Origin of the sequence: Thioclava sp. GXIMD2076 (assembly GCF_037949795.1) — a bacterium.
Taxonomy (GTDB): domain Bacteria; phylum Pseudomonadota; class Alphaproteobacteria; order Rhodobacterales; family Rhodobacteraceae; genus Thioclava; species Thioclava kandeliae.
Map to the genome: position 1 here is coordinate 427,428 of NZ_CP149933.1, position 17,174 is coordinate 444,601.

Consider the following 17,174-nt stretch of genomic DNA (forward strand, 5'->3'; position numbering starts at 1 on the left):
CCATGGCTGTGCATACGCCGACAAAAGACGAACTGAAACAGACGGCGGCTGCGCTTGGCCTGTCCTTCTCGGAAAGCGAACTGACCGAGTATCACGAGCAGATCACCCAGCGCCTTCAGGCCTATACCGTTATCGCGCAGATGCCCGACGAGATCCCCGAGGTGACTTATGCCCGCACCATGGGCCATCGTCCGACCGTTGAGGAAAACCCCCATAACGCCTGGTATTGGAAAACCGCCATCAAGGGCGCGGCCAATGGCAAGCTGAAAGGCAAGAAGATCTCGCTCAAGGATAACATCATGCTGGCCGGTGTGCCGATGATGAACGGCACGCCGCATCTGGAAGGCTATATCCCCGAATTCGACGCGCCCATCGTGACGCGGATGCTCGATGCGGGCGGCGAGATCGCGGGCAAGGCGCATTGCGAGTTGCTGTGCATGACGGGCAGCTCCTTCACGAATGCCACGGGCCATGTCCATAACCCCTATAAACATGGCTATTCGGCGGGCGGTTCGTCCTCTGGCTCTGCCGTGACCGTTGCCACCGGCGAGGTCGACATGTCGATCGGTTGCGATCAGGGCGGCTCGATCCGTATGCCCTCGTCCTTCTGCGGCATCTACGGCATGAAACCCACCCACGGTCTGGTGCCCTATACCGGTATCATGCCGATCGAGATCGAGATCGACCATGCAGGCCCGATGACCCGCACTGTCGAGGATAACGCGCTCCTTCTGGAAGTGATCGCGGGCGATGACGGCTATGATCCGCGCATCAAAGCGCCCGAGGTGAAGGAATACACCAAGGCACTGACGGGAAATATCCGCGGCCTGAAGATCGGCATCATGACCGAAGGCTTCCAGAGCATCTATGCCGATGAGACTGTGAACGCCAAGGTCCGCGAGGCGGCCAAGCGCTTCGAGGCACTGGGAGCCGAGGTTGTCGAGGTGTCGGTGCCGATGCATATGCAGGCCCCCTCGATCTTCGAACCGATCGTGACCCAAGGCGCCTATGCCACCATGTTCGAGGGAGACGGCTACGGGGCCTCGCGCCGCGATCTCTATGCGGTCTCCATGATGGACCATTACCGTGGCTGGCGCCGCACCGCCGATGACCTCTCGCCCACCGCAAAGATCGCGCTGATGGCAGGCCATTATATGACGCACCGCTATGGCACCCGCTTCTATGGCAAGGCGCGCAATATCACCCGCCGTCTGCGCGCGGCCTATGACGCGCAGCTGGCACAGGTCGATCTGCTGCTAATGCCCACGACCGCCACCACTGCGCAAAAGCTGCCCGGACCGGATGCGAGCCTCGCCGAGATCGTGCGCCGTGCCGCCGAGCCGGTGGCGATCACCCATCCCTTCGACATCACCCACCATCCGGCAATGTCTGTGCCCTGCGGCATGATCGATGGTCTGCCGGTGGGCATGATGCTGGTGGGCAAGCATTTCGACGAGGAAACCATCTACCGCGCTGCCCATGCGTTCGAGCAGTCGGGCGACTGGAAGACCTTCTGAACCAAGGAAACGGCCCATCGGATCAACTCGATTGACCCGATGGGCAAAGCAGGCCCGTCGGAAGCATTCTAGCCTTGGATATATGGACGCCCGCCCCGCGCGGGCCTGCCCTCCCAATTGCAGGAAGTTTTTATGTCCGACCACACTCACGGAACAATGCCCCCCGATGCGCTTGCCCTGCGCGCCCGCGCCGTCGAACAGCTAATGATCGAAAAAGGTCTGCTACGCGAAGGCGCGGTCGATGCTCTTGTCGAGATTTTCGAGCATGAGCTGGGTCCGAGGAACGGCGCCAAGATCGTGGCGCGCGCATGGACCGACCCCGACTATCTGGCGCGGTTGCGAACCGACACGAACAATGCGCTTCAGGAATACGGTTTTTCGGGGATGGAGGGATCACATATCGTGCTGTGCGAGAACACGCCCGAGATCCATAACGTTATCGTCTGCACCCTCTGTTCATGCTACCCGTGGCCGCTCTTGGGCCTGCCGCCCATGTGGTATAAGACCGCGGCCTACCGCTCGCGGATCGTGATCGAACCGCGCGCCGTCCTGGCCGAATTCAAGACCGACATCCCCAAAGATGTCGAGCTGCGCGTCTGGGACAGCAATGCCGAGCTGCGCTATTTCGTGCTGCCCATGCGCCCCGCAGGCACCGAAGGCTGGAGCGCCGAACAGCTCGAGAAGTTGGTCACCCGCAATTCCATGATCGGCACCGGTCTTCCGCAGGATCTGGACGGAGAAGCCTCATGAACAGCGTCCATGATTTCGGCGGCATGCAGGGCTACGGGCCCGTTATCCCTGACGATGGCAACGAACCGAAATTCGTCCACGATTGGGAACGCGGAGCCTTCGGCCTCAATCTGATGTTGCAGGTGGCGGGGTTGTTCAATGCCGATACCTCGCGCCATGCGATGGAAAAAATCGAACCCATCCACTATCTGACCTCGCCCTATTACCTGCACTGGATGGAAAGCTACGAGGATATTCTTGTGGCCAAGGGCATCGCCACCCGCGAGGAGCTGCGCACCGGTAAGGCGACCGAGCCGCTGCCCGAATGGGCGCGAAACAAAGAGCTGCCGCCCAACGAGGATTTAGGCAAGATCGTGCGGGGCTATATCGACACCACCGGCGAAGCCCGCGCGCCTCGCAAATTCGGGATCGGCGAGAAGATCCGCTCGGTCAACAACCACCCTAAGGGCCATACCCGCCTGCCCGCCTATGCGCGCGGCCGGATCGGCACCATCACCGCCACCCGCGAGGCCTTTGTCTATGCCGACCAGCGCGCCCATAGCGCAGGCGAGGACCCGCAATGGATCTACTCGGTGCGCTTTGACGCAGAGGAGCTGTGGGGAGCCGATGCCGACGGGCGTGGCGCCGTCTATCTGGACCTCTACGAACCCTACATGCAGGCGCTCTGAGCCCCTGCCTGAAATCCCGCGCAAAGCGCGGGCCAAACCTGCCCGCAAGGCAGGCAACTAAAACCAAAAGACGATCCAACACGGAGAGCATCCCCGATGACCATTTCCACCCTCAGAACGACCGCCAGCTGGCTTGCCGCCTGCACGATCGCCGCCACTCTGGCCACGGCCGCCCATGCCGAGGAACCCACGCAGATGGGCAAGGGCGCCGATATCACCAGCATGTGCGGCACCAAACCCGCCCGCGTGGCCCTGATCGACGGCATCGGCGGCGACACATGGCGTCGCACGACCGAAGAAGAGCTGCGTGACGAAGCCTCGAAATGTTCCAATATCACCGAGGTCGCCTATGCGGATGCAGGCGGAGATTCGCAGAAATTCAACAGCGACATCAACAGCTTTGTCGCCCAGGGCTATGACATCATCATTCCCTTCGCAGACTTTGGCGACGCCTCCATGCCCGCCTTCCGCGCCGCCACCCGTGCAGGCGTGACCATGGTGCCCTATTTCTCCAAACTCTCCGGCACGCAAGGGCGCGACTACACCGCCAATGTCTATCAGGACCAAACCGTGGCGGGCAGCCTCTGGGCGGAATGGATTGGCCAGAATCTCGGCGATGCGAATATCGTCATGCTGGGTGGCTCGCCCGGTGCCGCCTCCTCGACCAATTTCTTCAACGGGCTGAAGGAAGGCATCAAAAAATATCCGGGCGTCAAACTGCTGCAGGACAGCTATGTCACCACCAACTGGAACATGGCCGATGCCCAACGGGCGACGGCAGGACTGATCGCCACCTACCCCAAGATCGATGCCATCGTGACCGACCATGGTCCGGCGGCGCTGGCGGTGGTCAATGCCTACCAACAGGCGGGAGAGAAGGTTCCTGCGATCCTGACCATCGCCTCGGGCAACGAGCTGAACTGCAAGTTCGAGGATGATAAGGCCGCAGGCAAAGGCTGGGATTTCTACGCGCTTGATGGCACCACCACCATCATCCGCTTCGCCTTCCGTCGCGCGCTGGCGGAATTCGAAGGGACCGAGGATCCCGAAGGCACTGTGCTGGTGCCCTATGTCTCCAATGACAGCTTCAAGAATGTCTCGCTTGGCTGCAACAAGGAGCTGCCGCCGGATGCCGATCTCAGCTCGCTTCTATCGGAAGACCAGCTGAAAAAAGTCTTCGGATACGAGTAAGCCATGACCGTGTCTTCTTCTGGAACCGATGCCCTCCGACTGGAGGGCATCACCAAGCGTTTCGGTCCTGTCACCGCGCTTGACGATGTGTCTCTTTCCGTCCGTCCGGGCGAGATCCACGCCCTTGTGGGCGAGAACGGGGCCGGCAAATCCACGCTGATGGCGGTGGCGTCGGGCGCGCTTGAGCCGGAAGAGGGCACGGTGCGCTTCTTTGGCGAGGCGCTGAGTGCCGATCCGGGCGAGACCCGCGAGAGAGGTCTGGCGATCGTGCGTCAGGAACCCTCGCTGATGCCCGATCTGACGGTGGCCGAGAATATCCATATCGGTCTGCCCAAACATCTGCGCCCCTCGGTGGGTGCGCTGCGCGAGTTCGTGCGCAGCAAGCTGGCCAGCTGGCATGACGATACCGGCATCGACCCCGATGCGCGGATCGAGAGCCTGCTGCCGGAAAAACGCTTTATCGTCGAGATCGTGAAGGCGATTGCCTCGCAGCCACGCCTACTGGTGCTGGACGAGCCGACCGAACACCTGACAGGCCGCGATGTCGTGCGTCTGTTCGAGGTGGTGCGGGAACTGGCGGCCTCGGGCTGTGCGGTGGTCTATATCTCGCACCGTATCCGCGAGGTGCGCCAGATCGCAGAGCGGATCTCGGTTCTGCGCAACGGACGTGCGGTCGGCACGCGGGATGCGACCAATCTCTCGGAAGACGAGATCATCACCATGATCGTCGGCCGCCGCGTCGAGCGTCCCTTCCCGCCCAAACGGGCGAAGGACGTCCATTCGGAGCGGATCTTCGAGCTGCATGGCGTCTCCGGGCCGGGTTTCCGTGATGTGGTCATGCGCGTTGATCGCGGCGAGATCGTGGGACTTGCGGGCATTGACGGCCATGGCCAACGCGAGCTGATGCGCGCGCTGGCGGGCCAGAAACCCATCGAAGGCCGCGTGAATGTGGCCGAGCGCTTCGTCTCGATCAGATCGCCGCGTGACAGCCGCAAGGCAGGCATCCGTTTCGTGCCGGGCGACCGTCACCGCGAGGGTCTGCTGCCGGGCCTGTCGGTGCGCGAGAATTTCTCGCTGCGCTCCATCGAGAAGGATACCCGTGGCGGGCTGATCAATGCCGGTGCCGAAAAGCGCCGCGCCCGCACCGAACTTGCCCGTCTCGAGGTGAAGATGGCAGGCATCGAGGCGCCGATCTCCTCGCTCTCGGGCGGGAACGCGCAGAAGGTCGTGCTCACCTCGGTGCTGGCGGGCGACCCCAAGGTGCTGCTCCTTGACGAGCCGACACAGGGTGTGGATGTGGGCGCACGCGCCGAGATCTATCAGGTCATGCGGGCCGCCGCCGACGAGGGCATGAGCCAGATCGTCTGCTCGTCGGACCGTGCCGAGCTGGTGGGGCTATGCGACCGGATCTATGTCTTCTCGCGTGGCGAGATCGTGGCCGAACTGACCGGCGACGAGGTCAATGACGAGGCCATCGCTCAGGCCATGATGACGGCCACCAATGCCCGCGCCCATACGGCAGCCCTCGGCGGCAAACTGGCCAAGCTGGGCAGTTCCGACTGGGCGCCCTTCTGGATGCTGGTGGCCGCAATGCTGATCTTGGGCTCCGTAGCGGGCTGGGTGAACCCGTTCTTCCTGTCGGAACGCTCGCTGGTGAACCTGATGGTGATGACCGCGACCCTGGCGATGGTGGCCTATGGTCAGCAGCTCCTGATGCTGACCGGCGGGATCGACCTCTCTGTGGGGCCGCTGATGGGGCTTTGTGCCGTGGTGGGCTCGTTCTTCCTGTCGGGGGATCCGTGGCTGATGCCATCGCTGGGCTATGCCGCAATCATCGCTGTCGCCGCGATGGTGGGGGCGGTAAATTTCCTGCTCGTCGGCCCGCTGAAGCTGCACCCAATGGTGGCGACACTGGCCACCTACATGGCGGTGCAGGCCGTTTCGCTTCTGCTGCGTCCGGTGCCTGCGGGCATGACCGATTTCGACGTGCTCGACACAATCGGCTATCGTATGGGTGCCATACCCGCGACCTTCATCATCGCCGTGATCGCCGCCATCGTGCTCGATATCTTCCTGCTGCGCAGCGGCAAGGGCATCCGCTGGCGCGCCTTCGGTTCCAATGCCGAGGCCGCCCGTGTCGCCGGTGTCACGCCGCTCGTGATGCAGTTTGCCGCTTATGTGGGCTGCTCGGTCCTCACCGCACTGGCCGCGATCATGATGATCGAACAGGTGGCCATCGGCGATCCGCGCGCGGGCCTCGGTTACACGCTGACCTCCATCGCAGCGGTCGTCATCGGCGGCACCAGCCTGATGGGCGGGCGCGGGTTGTTCCTCGGCGCCCTTCTCGGCGCGGGCTTCATCTCGCTGGTGAATTCGGCCGCAACCTTCCTGCAGCTTGATAGCGCATGGCAGAACTACCTGCTGGGCGGGCTGATCATCGCGGCTGTGGCCTTCTACTCCTATTCCAGATCCAAGGCGGTATCGGCATGAGCAATTCAGAGGTGATCGACACGAAAGGCGCGGGCGCAAAGCCCCGCCTGCATGTCTCGGAATTCGCATGGGTCTGGCTGCCCCTCGTGCTGGTCTTTGCGGCAAGTTTCGTCCTGGCGCCCGGCACGATGCGCTGGCCCGCGCTGATGGGGATGTTGCCCTTTGCCGCCATGCTGGCGGTGGTGGCGGCAGGCCAGACCATCATAATCCAGCAACGCGGTATGGATCTGTCCTCGGGCGCAATCATGACCGTGGGCGGGCTACTCGTGTCGCGGGTCTATCTGCAGACCGGCTCTTTGACATTGGCGGTTTTGGCCACCGTCGTGCTCTGTGCCCTCATGGGGCTGGTGAACGGGATCGCGGTCTCGGTCTTCCGGATTACGCCCATCGTGGCGACGCTGGCTACGGGCGCGATCTATGCAGGCGTCGCGCGTCATGTCTCGAACGGAAACTCCATCTCGGCCCCCGCACCGCTGGCAGGCTTCGTGCATATGAAACTGGCCGGTGTGCCGGTGATCCTGATCGTTGCACTTGTTGTGGTGGCGCTGATGGCCGCCGCGATCCGCTATCTGCCGATGGGCCGCCGCTTCACGGCGGTGGGCGCAAGCCCTGCGGCGGCGACAGCTGCGGGCTTCCCCGCGCGCCCCTATCTCATGGGCACCTATGTTGTGGGCGCCATCTTCTTCGGGCTGGGCGGCATGCTGTTCACCGGCTTCATCAACTCGGCCACGATCACGGCAGGCAACGATTATCTGCTCCCCTCGATCGCGGCGGTGGTGGTCGGCGGCACGCCCTTCACCGGCGGGAAAGGCAGCGTGGTCGCCAGTGCGATTGCCGCGGTCTTCATGACCCAGCTCGGCCAGATGGTGCTGGCCATGGGCGCAGGCACGCCCGCGCAATATCTGGTGCAGGCCACTGTGATCGTTCTGGCGCTTGCCGGTCCCCGCCTGCTGGCAAAACTGCGCAAATAAGGCATGGCGGCACAGGCCGCAGCCCTTAGGAACATCCCCTGACGGGCGGAGTGCACCACATGCTGGCTCCACCCGTTTTTTCATGCGCCCTGCCCCACCACAGGACAGACAAAAACGGCCCCGAGGGGCCGCTTGCATGGAATGTCCGTTGATAGACCGCCCTCTGGCGGAATTACGACAAAACCATATCGCTCCGGCGGCGCCGGCAGTATTGCAACATCCCCAGCGTCGCTGCCGCGACCGCAACCAGACAGACCGAGAAAAGAACGAAGGCTGTCGCAAGACCGAGCGCATCGCTCAGATAGCCCACCACCACCGTGGGGATGGCATTCGCGATATATCCCGCCACATAGAAGCGCGAGATATAGAGCCCGCGCAGCTCGGGCGGGGCCGAAAGATTGGCCATGCCGAGCGCCCCCACGAAGGCCGCCCCGTAGAAAAAGCCCGAGACCGGCATGAGTGCCAGCATCAGATAGCCCGAGCCGGTGGGCTCTCCCATGAGCAGCGCACCCTGCGCGAGGGCAATCCCCAGCATGCCGAACAGGATGGCTTTCTCGGACGAGACCCGACCCCAGACCGCCTGTCCGATACCGGCAAACAGCTGAAAGACCGCAGGGATCAGACCGGCAATCGCCGCCGAGGGCAGGATATAGACCGACTGCCCCAGATCCGCACCCAGAGCCATGAGCACCGAGCCGACCATCCATGCCGTCCCGACCCCCATACAGGCCAGCACGAAGAGCGGCCTGTTGACCTGACCTCGGGACGGCTGCGGCTTGGTGCTGGTTTTCTCGACAGGCGCCTTGAGGGGCCAATGGCACGCCATCAGCCCCGCCCCCGCCACCAGACAGAGCACGACGATCACCACGAAAGGGCTGATCGTCGGTGCCAGATCAATGGCGATGGCAGACGAGCTCAGCAGCGGGCCGACCGTCGCCCCGCCGGTAAAGGCCAACGTTGCCAGCACTGCCGCGGAGCCGCGCTTCTCAGCCGGGGTGAGGCTGAAGAGTGAGGCCGAGGCCATGCCGGTGATCATCCCCGTGCCGAACCCGTTCAGGAACCGGCCCGCAAGCAGCATCCCCAGCGAGTGGGCGCTGGCAAACATGACAGCCCCCAAAGCGGTGATCACCAGCCCGGGCAGGATCAGCCGCCGCAGGTCACGGGTCTTCTGCGCCAGTGATCCGCCCAGAAACAGCGCAGCCAGAGTGCCGCCTGCATAGATCGCAAAGATGGCTGTGCCCATCATTTTACCCAGTCCCAGCATTTCAAGATAATGCGGGTAAAGCGGGCTCGGGGCCGTGCTGCCCAGAAGGGCGGCAAAAATCGCGATGGCACAGGAGATCCGCGCCAGCAGGGTCGAGCGGGGTTGGTCTGTGACGGGGGAAGTCATGAAGATAGGCTTTCGCGCAAAAAGGGAGACTGGAGAAACGGGCCCAGATCGGGCCCGCTGGAGGATCAGTCGAAGGAGATGGCCAGCTTGCCGCGCAAGCCACCGGCTTTGAACCGTGTCTGTGCGGCTTCAAGCTCTGCCAGAGGATAGGTTTCGGAGATATGGACACGAAGCTGGCCTGCGCCGACAAGTTCGACGATCGGGGCAAGCTGCGCGCCACTGGCTTGCGCGATAAAGAACTGTGCATAGGCAAGCCCACGGGCCTTCGCGGCCACCTCATCGGGCGGGGCCACTGCCGATACCAGCCGACCGCCCTCACGCAGGGTCGCGAGGCTGCGGGCCAGCGTCGCGCCACCCGCGAGATCGAGAACCATATCGAAGGCCGGCAGACCCTCATCCCATTCCGGATCCTGATAGCTGAGCGCATGGTCGGCACCCATCTGGCTCAGCATCGCCTGATTGGCATCCGACGCCAGTGCCCAGACCTCGGCGCCCGCAGCCTTGGCGATCTGGATGGCAAGATGCCCCACGCCACCCGAACCGCCGGTGATCAGGACACGCTGGCCCTGCGCGATGCAGCCGTGATCATGCAGCCCCTGCCAGGCGGTCAGTGCCACCAGCGGCAGCGCCCCCAGTCCGGCTGCGCCGACCTGCGTCAGAGTGGCATCGGGGACAACGCAGAGTTCGGAGGGGTTCATCACGATGTAATCGGCAAAGCTGCCACGGTCGATCTCGGGCAGCCCGATAACGAAGGCCCCCAGCAATGCAGGATCGGCCTCTGGGCCCAGAGCCTCGACCCGGCCCGCCACGTCACGCCCACCGCAATAAGGCAACGCATCGGCATCCAGCCGGGGGTAACCACCCGCGCGGATCATCAGGTCGATATAATTCAGGCTCGACCCCTCCTGCCGCACCAGAACCTGCGCGCCTACGGGAACGGGCGTCCCGATCTCGTCACAGAAGATTTTGGTATCAGGACCGAAACTGTGAAAACGCATGGCGTGCATGGAAGGCTCCTGTAGCTACGAATTGACGGGGATCAACAGCCCCCGATGTCATAGGCACCACTCGAGAAACAAGACCGTCACGATGGATTGGCCCGCACAGACCAGAGGTTTGGCCTGCACAGTCAAGCTTTTTTCCTTCACTCATACCGCCAGGACGCACCAAGATCTCAGGCAAGCGCGGCCTCGATGCGCGCCGCCATCTCCAAGAGCGCGCGATCCGCCCCGACGAGGCCATCCAGCAACAGTCCTACTGGCAGACCATCCCTGTCCAACCCTGCCGGGAGGCTCAGCGATGGACAGCCTATATAGGTTGCATAGGATACGTTCTGCGCCAGCACCGGAAGGATCGGACGGGTCTCGCCACCAACGGTGATGGTCAGGTAATCCGCGCGTTTGGCAGGCTGCACCGGACAGGTCGGCGCGATCAGCGCATCGATCCCGTGGGCCGCGAAAAGCGCGCCGTGGCGGGCCTGCATCTGCGGACGGATGATGCGCAGATAGGTTTCATGGGCCAGCGCGTTCTCGGCCGCCAGATCGGGGGTCGCCGCAAAAATCGCTTGCACATCAGGGCTGCCGATCCGGGAGGTGAACGTAGCGTAGCTCAGCCCCAGCACATCAGGGCAGAAACGGCTCCAGAATTCGTAGGATTCCACCGAGGCCGTAGGCACGTCATAGGCCTCCTGCGCCTCGCGGTAGCCTAGCGCGGGAAGGTCGATGACCTCGACAATGCCCTTTTGGGCCAAATCGGCCAGCACCGCGTCAAACCTCTCCTCGACCTTGTCGCAAAGCCCCGGTCGCGCGTCCTGCGCCAGACCCAGCCGCAAGGGACGGTCGGGCAGCACCGGTTCGGGCAGGCCGGTGGGCGCGGCAACCGCATCCAGTTCGGCCACATCCGCCACGCAATTGGCCAGAAAGCCGGGGGTGTCGCGCGACCACGAGATCGGTAGCACGCCTTGCGTCGAATAGCGCCCCGTCGATGGGCGCAGCCCCACCACCCCGCAGAAAGAGGCGGGAATCCGGACGCTTGCACCGGTATCGGTGCCGATAGCCGCAGGCACGATACCGGCCGCCACTGCCGCGCCGGACCCGCCCGACGACCCGCCCGCGGTGCGATTGTCGTCATAGGGGTTGAGGACCGCGCCATAGGCACCATTGTCCGAGGTGATCCCGAAGGCGAACTCATGCAGGTTCAGCTTGGCCGGCACCCATGCGCCGGCAGCGCGGATCCGCGCGACAATACCGGCATCCTCCGCAGGGAAATACCCCGCCATAGCGGGCGAGCCGCCGGTCGTGGCAAAGGGAACCGCGTCGATATTATCCTTCACGCCGATCGGAATGCCCGCCAGCGGACCCGAGCCTGTCTCGGGCGCGGAATAATCCTGCGCGATCACAGCATGGAGCGGGTTGGACGCGGCCAGCGCGCCCAGACGGGCAGCCAGTGCCCCCATCCCTTCGGTCGCGATGATCGCGCGCGCCTGTGCCAGCGTCATCCGGTTTTCTGTCGTCATCATTCTTTCCTTCAACCGCTTACATCAACTGGGCGGCCACATCTTCCATTGCGCGCGTATCACCGATGGCCGATTGCGGCACCTCGCCGGTGATCCGCCCGCGCTTGAGGATCATCACGCGCTCGGAGAGTTGGGTGATAAAATTCAGGTTCTGCTCCACCAGAAGAAGCGTGATCGCGTGCGAGGCTTTCAGCCCGTGGAGCGTTTCGATCATTTCCTCGATGATCGAGGGCTGGATGCCCTCCGTCGGCTCGTCGAGCAAGATCAGTCTGGGGTCACCACATAGACACCGCGCGAGCGCCAGCAACTGCTGCTCGCCCCCCGAAAGTGCGCCACCCGCACGCCCCAGAAGCCGCGTCAAACGCGGGAAGGCCTGAAGGATCTCTTCGATCTTCTGGTCTTCGGGCGATTTGGACAGAAGGCACCCCATGCGCAGGTTTTCCATCACGCTCAGCGTCGGGAAAATCTGGCGGCCCTGCGGCACATAGCCGATACCTGCGCGCGCCCGCGCCTCGGTCGGGCTGCCCTTGAGCGGCGTGCCCTCGAACTCGATCCTGCCTTCGGAGGTGGGCAGGAAGCCCATGATCGTCTTCAGCAGGGTCGATTTTCCCATGCCGTTATGGCCCAGCACCGAGACAAATTCGCCCTCCCCGACCGTGAGATCCACACCGAAAAGCGCGGGCACACGGCCATAGCGGGTCTCGACACCCGAAACACTTAGCAAGCTCATGCCGCAGCCTTTCCAAGATAGACATCGCGCACGCGCTGGTCGGAGAGCACCGCATCCACATCGCCCTCCACCAGCACCGCACCCTGATTGAAGACGGTCACCGTCTTGGCGATCTTGCGGATGAAGACCATGTCATGTTCGACCACCACAACCGCGCGCTCGCGATTGATCTCGCGGATGATCTGGGCGGTGCGGTCAACCTCCTCGTCGCTCATGCCCGCCACGGGTTCATCGAGCAGCACCAGATCGGGTTTCTGCGCCAGAACGGTCGCGATCTCGACCCATTGGCGCTGGCCATGCGACAGGATACCGACCTGCCGGTTGGCAATCGCCCCCAGTTCAACCCGCGCAACCACCTCGTCCACGATTTCGCGGGCCATCTTGCGGGTATGCAGGCGGGTGGCCGAGACCATGATATTCTCGATCACCGAGAGCCCGTCGAAGACATTGGGCGTCTGGGTCTTCACCCCCACCCCGCGCCGCGCAATCTGATGCGGCGAGAGACCCGCGATACTGTCCCCGCGGTGGAGAAGCGTGCCCAAACTGGGCGTGAGCTGGCCGGTGAGCATCTTGAAGAAGGTGCTCTTGCCAGCCCCGTTCGGCCCGATGAGGCAGCGCAGCTCCATCTCGCGCAGGGTGAAATCGACGTTATTGACAGCGACCACACCGCCGAAGCGCATCGTGAGGCCTTTGGTTTCGATCAAGGGCACAGTCATTCATGGGCCTCCTTTTCAAGGGACGAGCGCGCGCCGAAACGGTGCTGCAGCATCGGCCAGAGAGTGTCGCGGATCAGCGGCACCACACCTTTAGGCACCAGAAGCACGAAGACGATCAGCACCGCGCCCATCACCAGATTGGCGTCCAGCACGCTTTGCTGGCCAACAGAGCTCATCAGCCATTGCAGGACAAAAGCCCCGAGGATCGGCCCGATCAGAGTGCCAAGACCACCGACCAGCACGAAGATGATCGCCTGTGCCGAGATCGCGAGAGCGAAGATCGTGGGCGAGATATAGGCGCCCCAATTGGTGTAGAGACAGCCCGCAAGCCCTGCGACCGCCGCCGAGAACATGAAGGCGACCAGCTTGTAGAAACGTGCGTCATATCCCAGCAGCGTCACCCGTGTCTCATTCTCGCGGATAGCCACCGTCACCGCGCCAAAGCGCGAGCGCAGCACGGCATGGAGCGCGATATAGCACAGGATCAGGCAGCCCATCGTCACATACCACAGCTGGTTGGGGTCCAGAACGGCCTCCGGATCGCCCGGAATATTGAGGGTCGGCACCGAGGGGATCCCGTTGAACCCGCCAAGCGCCGCCTCGCCCACACGGTAGGCATCGCCAGAGGTGGAGTTGATCAGGTTGAACAGGATGATCGAGGTGGTCATGGTGATCACGCCGACATAGGCATCGCTGATCCGGCCATAGAACATGAAATAGCCCAGAAGCCCTGCAAAGATCACCGGCACCAGAATACCCACGGCCATCGCGGGCGTGCTTTCGCCGAAATTGATTGCGGCCACGGCATAGCTATAGGCGCCAAGGCCCAGAAAAGCCGCTTGGCCAAAGCTCATGATCCCCGCAAAGCCCCAGACAAAGCCCTGACTAAGCGCGAAGACCGCCATCGCCACAAAGCCCGTCAGCTGCATCACGGTGAACATATCCATGGTCTGCGGCACGGCGACCAGCGCCACGATCCCCGCCACCACGGCGGCGTAAAAGCCTGTGCGTTTGCTGGTCATAGGCTTCTCCTGAAGAAACGTCCGGTGATGCCCTGCGGCAGCAGGCGCACGATGATGATTGCCGCCACCAGCATGGCCACCTCGCCAATGATCGGGGTCGCCTTGAAGGAGACGATCTCGTTGATGGGCGAGAAGAGGGTCGAGGCAAGGCCCGTGCCGGTGACAATGGCAGGCCCGCCCCCCAGCACGGTGATGAAGGCCTTGGCGATATAGGCCGCGCCCATCGTCGGCGCCACGCCCGAGATCGGTGCCAGCACGCCGCCTGCGAGACCCGCAAGCGCCGTGCCGGTGGCGAATGTGCCCATATAGACGCGCTTGGGTGCAACCCCCAAAGCCGAGGCCATGGCCGAGTTCTGCATTGTCGCCCGCACGATCAGCCCGAGCTTGGTGAATTTCAGCACGCAAGCCACGGCGGCCAGCGCCCCGATGGCCGTCAGCACGATGACCATGCCATGCAGCCCAACATCGAAGCGACCGATCGACATATTTCCTACCGGCGAGGAGATCCCGCGCGTCTGGTTGCCAAAAATCACGGTGATGGCGCCAATGATCAGAAGGCTCAGCCCCCATGTGGCCAGCATTGTATCGATCATCCGGCCATAGAGATGGCGCATCAAGAGACGCTCGGTGATCAGCCCCAACAGACCGGAAACAAGCGGCGCAAGGAGGAACATGGAGATCCAGATATTCACACCCGCGCCGGTGGCCAGAACCACCGTATAGGCGCCGATCATCATGAATTCGCCATGCGCGAGATTGATGATCTTCATCATGCCGAAGATCACCCCGAGGCCGATGGTGATCAGCACAAGCGTGCCGATCCCCACCAGAATATTATAGGCAAGAAGCCCTGTAAGTTCCATAACTTGGCCTTTACATCTTGGTATCGACGACGAATTGCTTGTTCGTCTTCGGATTAGCGATCAGGTCGCAGACAGCGGCGGTGTCAGCCGGCGCCACATCGCTGAGACGCTTCTGGATGTCCCATTTGCCGTCCTTCGCCTCGGCAATGAATGCGCTGCGCACGGTATGGTGGGTCTTCGGATCGAGTGTGACCTTGCCCGACGGCCCGACAAACTCCAGCCCGCTTTCCAGCGCCTCGATCACCTTCATCCGGTCCGTCGTGCCTGCCTTTTCCAGCGCCTGTGCGTAGAGCATCATCGCCTCATAGCTCGAGACGGTGATCTCGGTGCAGGCCGTGCTGGGCGGCAGCATCGGGGTCACCTCCTCGAGGAAGGCATTGCTCTCGGGCGTATCGATACTGTCGAAATAGCCGCCTGCGGCTACGATGCCATTGGTGGTCTGGGGTTCGAGCGTGATGATCTCCGAATTGACCCCGAAATTCGAGGAGGCCAACGGGATTTTCGCCAGAAGCCCTGCAGCTTCCCACTGGCGGTAGAAGCCCAGATGGTTGGCCCCCACAAGTGCGGCCAGCACATAATCGGGATTGGCGGCCTGGATACGCGCGATGGCGGAAGAGAAGTTGGTAACATCCAGCGGGAAGAAATCGGTGCCCACGACCTCGCCGCCATTGTCCAGCACGCCGTTCTGCATCCATTTGGCGGTGATATGGCCGTAATTGTAATCGGCAGCGATAATATAGACCTTCTTGCCGAAACGTTTTGCCGTATCCTCGACCAGCGGCAAGACGGTCTGGGCGGGCGTGGTGCCGGTGCAGAACGTGTTGCGGTCGCAGACGCCGCCTTCATAGAGGACGTTGTAGAAATAGAGCGTCTTGAAGCGGTCGAAGATCGGACGGATCGCCTCGCGCGAGGCCGAGGTAAGCCCGCCAAAGACCACATCCACCTTATCCTTCAGCGCCAGCTGCTGGGCGTATTGGGTATAGAGCTGCATATTCGACTGGGTGTCGTAATTCACCAGCTCGATCTGGCGCCCCAGAACGCCGCCCTTATCGTTAAGATGCTTGACGGCCAGCTCCATCCCCGGCGCCACGGCCTGACCACCCGGCCCGATCGGGCCGGTCATATCGAGGATATTGCCGATACGGATCGTGTCGGAGGCAGCAAACGACATCCTTGCAAGAAACGGCGTGGCAAGGGCGGCCCCTGCGGCCTGCCCGAGCAGACGACGGCGGCTGAGCTGGAAGCGGGATTTTTCGGTCATGGCGAGAGCTCCGGTAAGGCGATAACTCCCCCGATTGGGCCGTCCCGGCGAGCGGAAGTTGAGAGGGAAACCCGCCTCCTCCCCATTTTTGCGGAGGCAGAAAAGAGCAGAAATTCCCCCTCTTTGTATAAACATGCGACACCCGCCTAAAAATCCGGCATTCGACCAAGAGAAAGCCGGAAACACTCAAGCCAGAAAGGACGACTCTTCATTTTTCGCCCCCCCTCACACTAATCTTGGAGAGACGGAAAAGTGGCCGGAGGACTGACCGGAACTATGGGCGTTTCAGACCTTACCAGCACCGAAATCAACAGCTATGCGGCGGTGATCGCAACACTTGCACAGGCGCGTTCGCGTGAAGAGGTCCGGCGGAATATTCTGGGCGATCTCCGCGTCGTGATGCGGGCCGATACCGTCTCGAGCTGTAGCTGGGATGACACGGAGGCCCGCTTCGGAAAGCTGGTCTACGAGGGTGGGGACCCCGAGATAGAGGCCCTTTATCTTTCGACTTTCCAATATGATGACCCGATCACCTTCCGGATGCGACAAACCGCGAGACCGGTCATCCTGGATGAGGTCATCGACCGCACGGAGCTTCGGCGCACGGCCTTCTATCAAGACTTTCTCAAGCGCGACAAACTCGAATGGGGGCTCAATCTCTTCGCCTTTGGCGCGGATGGGCACGACCTCGGCGACCTGCGGTTCTGGCGGCGGAGCACCCGCGAGAATTTCGCCTCCCGCGAAACGATGCTGCTGGCGGGGCTCGCGCCTCATTTCAAGGCAGCATTGGAACGCCTTCCGGCAGAGCCCCCGCCTGCGCTCAGCCCCCGCGAAACCGAGATCTGCCAGTTGTTGGGACAGGGTCTGACCGACCGCGAAATCGCCGCACACCTGCAGATCGGATTTGCCACCGTGCGCACGCATATCTCCAACGCGATGCACAAACACGGTGCACGCAACAAGACGGCGCTTGCCGTGCGCACCGCCTGCCTGACCGAGTAAGGCAGAATAAAAAACGGCGCGATCATAAGACCGCGCCGCAAGTCGCAGGCGGGCATGGAGACCCGACCTGACGGGGAAGCCTGAACCC

Annotated in this window: 15 protein-coding genes; 7 read left to right on the forward strand and 8 right to left on the reverse strand. The window is 62.7% G+C overall.

Translation table 11 applies throughout. The features are described from left to right. Window positions 1–2 precede the first annotated feature (2 nt). The 6 genes from WDB91_RS15835 to WDB91_RS15860 all read left to right on the forward strand — a co-directional run bounded on the left by WDB91_RS15835 (window position 3) and on the right by WDB91_RS15860 (window position 7,587). Window positions 3–1,517 carry an amidase gene (locus WDB91_RS15835; RefSeq protein WP_339114595.1) on the forward strand — a complete coding sequence of 505 codons (1,515 nt, stop codon included), beginning with the start codon at window positions 3–5 and terminating at the stop codon, window positions 1,515–1,517. Window positions 1,518–1,649: 132 nt separating this feature from the next. Beyond that, window positions 1,650–2,267: a nitrile hydratase subunit alpha gene (nthA, locus tag WDB91_RS15840; protein ID WP_339114596.1), complete on the forward strand. Its 618-nt coding sequence runs from the start codon at window positions 1,650–1,652 to the stop codon at window positions 2,265–2,267. After that, complete coding sequence (gene nthB / locus WDB91_RS15845; RefSeq protein ID WP_339114597.1) at window positions 2,264–2,935, forward strand: nitrile hydratase subunit beta; 672 nt, start codon at window positions 2,264–2,266, stop codon at window positions 2,933–2,935. Before nthA ends, nthB begins: the two co-directional genes overlap by 4 nt. A gap of 96 nt (window positions 2,936–3,031) precedes the next feature. Next, complete coding sequence (locus WDB91_RS15850) at window positions 3,032–4,126, forward strand: substrate-binding domain-containing protein (RefSeq protein WP_339114598.1); 1,095 nt, start codon at window positions 3,032–3,034, stop codon at window positions 4,124–4,126. A 3-nt stretch (window positions 4,127–4,129) separates the two neighbouring features. Next, on the forward strand, window positions 4,130–6,616 hold the full coding sequence (locus WDB91_RS15855; RefSeq protein WP_339114599.1) for an ATP-binding cassette domain-containing protein: 2,487 nt from the start codon (window positions 4,130–4,132) through the stop codon (window positions 6,614–6,616). Beyond that, window positions 6,613–7,587 (forward strand): ABC transporter permease, encoded by a 975-nt coding sequence (locus WDB91_RS15860; RefSeq protein ID WP_339114600.1) that lies wholly within the window; start codon window positions 6,613–6,615, stop codon window positions 7,585–7,587. Before WDB91_RS15855 ends, WDB91_RS15860 begins: the two co-directional genes overlap by 4 nt. A 172-nt stretch (window positions 7,588–7,759) precedes the next feature. Here the strand turns inward: WDB91_RS15860 and WDB91_RS15865 are convergent, their stop codons facing one another. From WDB91_RS15865 to WDB91_RS15900, 8 genes are all read right to left on the reverse strand, one after another. Continuing rightward, a complete protein-coding gene (locus WDB91_RS15865; protein WP_339114601.1) occupies window positions 7,760–8,977 on the reverse strand; it encodes an MFS transporter in 1,218 nt (405 codons plus the stop codon). 65 nt (window positions 8,978–9,042) lie between these two features. Next, the gene (locus tag WDB91_RS15870) at window positions 9,043–9,984 is read right to left on the reverse strand and encodes an NADP-dependent oxidoreductase (RefSeq protein WP_339114602.1); all 942 of its coding nucleotides are present in this window, start codon (window positions 9,982–9,984) and stop codon (window positions 9,043–9,045) included. 167 nt (window positions 9,985–10,151) lie between these two features. Then, window positions 10,152–11,495 carry an amidase family protein gene (locus WDB91_RS15875; protein ID WP_339114603.1) on the reverse strand — a complete coding sequence of 448 codons (1,344 nt, stop codon included), beginning with the start codon at window positions 11,493–11,495 and terminating at the stop codon, window positions 10,152–10,154. A 16-nt stretch (window positions 11,496–11,511) separates the two neighbouring features. Next, a complete protein-coding gene (locus WDB91_RS15880) occupies window positions 11,512–12,222 on the reverse strand; it encodes an ABC transporter ATP-binding protein (protein ID WP_339114604.1) in 711 nt (236 codons plus the stop codon). Beyond that, window positions 12,219–12,938, reverse strand: a complete 720-nt coding sequence (locus WDB91_RS15885) for an ATP-binding cassette domain-containing protein (protein ID WP_339114605.1) — start codon at window positions 12,936–12,938, stop codon at window positions 12,219–12,221. Before WDB91_RS15885 ends, WDB91_RS15880 begins: the two co-directional genes overlap by 4 nt. After that, a complete protein-coding gene (locus WDB91_RS15890) occupies window positions 12,935–13,960 on the reverse strand; it encodes an urea ABC transporter (protein ID WP_339114606.1) in 1,026 nt (341 codons plus the stop codon). Before WDB91_RS15890 ends, WDB91_RS15885 begins: the two co-directional genes overlap by 4 nt. After that, entirely contained in the window at window positions 13,957–14,823 is an 867-nt protein-coding gene (locus tag WDB91_RS15895; protein ID WP_339114607.1) for a branched-chain amino acid ABC transporter permease, read from the reverse strand. The genes WDB91_RS15890 and WDB91_RS15895 overlap by 4 nt, the downstream gene beginning before the upstream one ends. Before the next feature lie 10 nt (window positions 14,824–14,833). Beyond that, window positions 14,834–16,084, reverse strand: coding sequence for an ABC transporter substrate-binding protein (locus WDB91_RS15900; protein ID WP_339114608.1), 1,251 nt, complete (start codon window positions 16,082–16,084; stop codon window positions 14,834–14,836). A 276-nt stretch (window positions 16,085–16,360) separates the two neighbouring features. Here WDB91_RS15900 and WDB91_RS15905 point away from each other — a divergent pair, with 276 nt between their 5' ends. Continuing rightward, complete coding sequence (locus WDB91_RS15905; protein ID WP_339114609.1) at window positions 16,361–17,086, forward strand: LuxR C-terminal-related transcriptional regulator; 726 nt, start codon at window positions 16,361–16,363, stop codon at window positions 17,084–17,086. Window positions 17,087–17,174: the final 88 nt, after the last annotated feature.

Coding starts and splice junctions, on each gene's coding strand:
- WDB91_RS15835 (WP_339114595.1), top strand. CDS start 3: ATGGCTGTGCATACGCCGACAAAAGACGAACTGAAACAGACGGCGGCT.
- nthA (WP_339114596.1), top strand. CDS start 1,650: ATGTCCGACCACACTCACGGAACAATGCCCCCCGATGCGCTTGCCCTG.
- nthB (WP_339114597.1), top strand. CDS start 2,264: ATGAACAGCGTCCATGATTTCGGCGGCATGCAGGGCTACGGGCCCGTT.
- WDB91_RS15850 (WP_339114598.1), top strand. CDS start 3,032: ATGACCATTTCCACCCTCAGAACGACCGCCAGCTGGCTTGCCGCCTGC.
- WDB91_RS15855 (WP_339114599.1), top strand. CDS start 4,130: ATGACCGTGTCTTCTTCTGGAACCGATGCCCTCCGACTGGAGGGCATC.
- WDB91_RS15860 (WP_339114600.1), top strand. CDS start 6,613: ATGAGCAATTCAGAGGTGATCGACACGAAAGGCGCGGGCGCAAAGCCC.
- WDB91_RS15865 (WP_339114601.1), bottom strand. CDS start 8,977: ATGACTTCCCCCGTCACAGACCAACCCCGCTCGACCCTGCTGGCGCGG.
- WDB91_RS15870 (WP_339114602.1), bottom strand. CDS start 9,984: ATGCACGCCATGCGTTTTCACAGTTTCGGTCCTGATACCAAAATCTTC.
- WDB91_RS15875 (WP_339114603.1), bottom strand. CDS start 11,495: ATGATGACGACAGAAAACCGGATGACGCTGGCACAGGCGCGCGCGATC.
- WDB91_RS15880 (WP_339114604.1), bottom strand. CDS start 12,222: ATGAGCTTGCTAAGTGTTTCGGGTGTCGAGACCCGCTATGGCCGTGTG.
- WDB91_RS15885 (WP_339114605.1), bottom strand. CDS start 12,938: ATGACTGTGCCCTTGATCGAAACCAAAGGCCTCACGATGCGCTTCGGC.
- WDB91_RS15890 (WP_339114606.1), bottom strand. CDS start 13,960: ATGACCAGCAAACGCACAGGCTTTTACGCCGCCGTGGTGGCGGGGATC.
- WDB91_RS15895 (WP_339114607.1), bottom strand. CDS start 14,823: ATGGAACTTACAGGGCTTCTTGCCTATAATATTCTGGTGGGGATCGGC.
- WDB91_RS15900 (WP_339114608.1), bottom strand. CDS start 16,084: ATGACCGAAAAATCCCGCTTCCAGCTCAGCCGCCGTCGTCTGCTCGGG.
- WDB91_RS15905 (WP_339114609.1), top strand. CDS start 16,361: ATGGGCGTTTCAGACCTTACCAGCACCGAAATCAACAGCTATGCGGCG.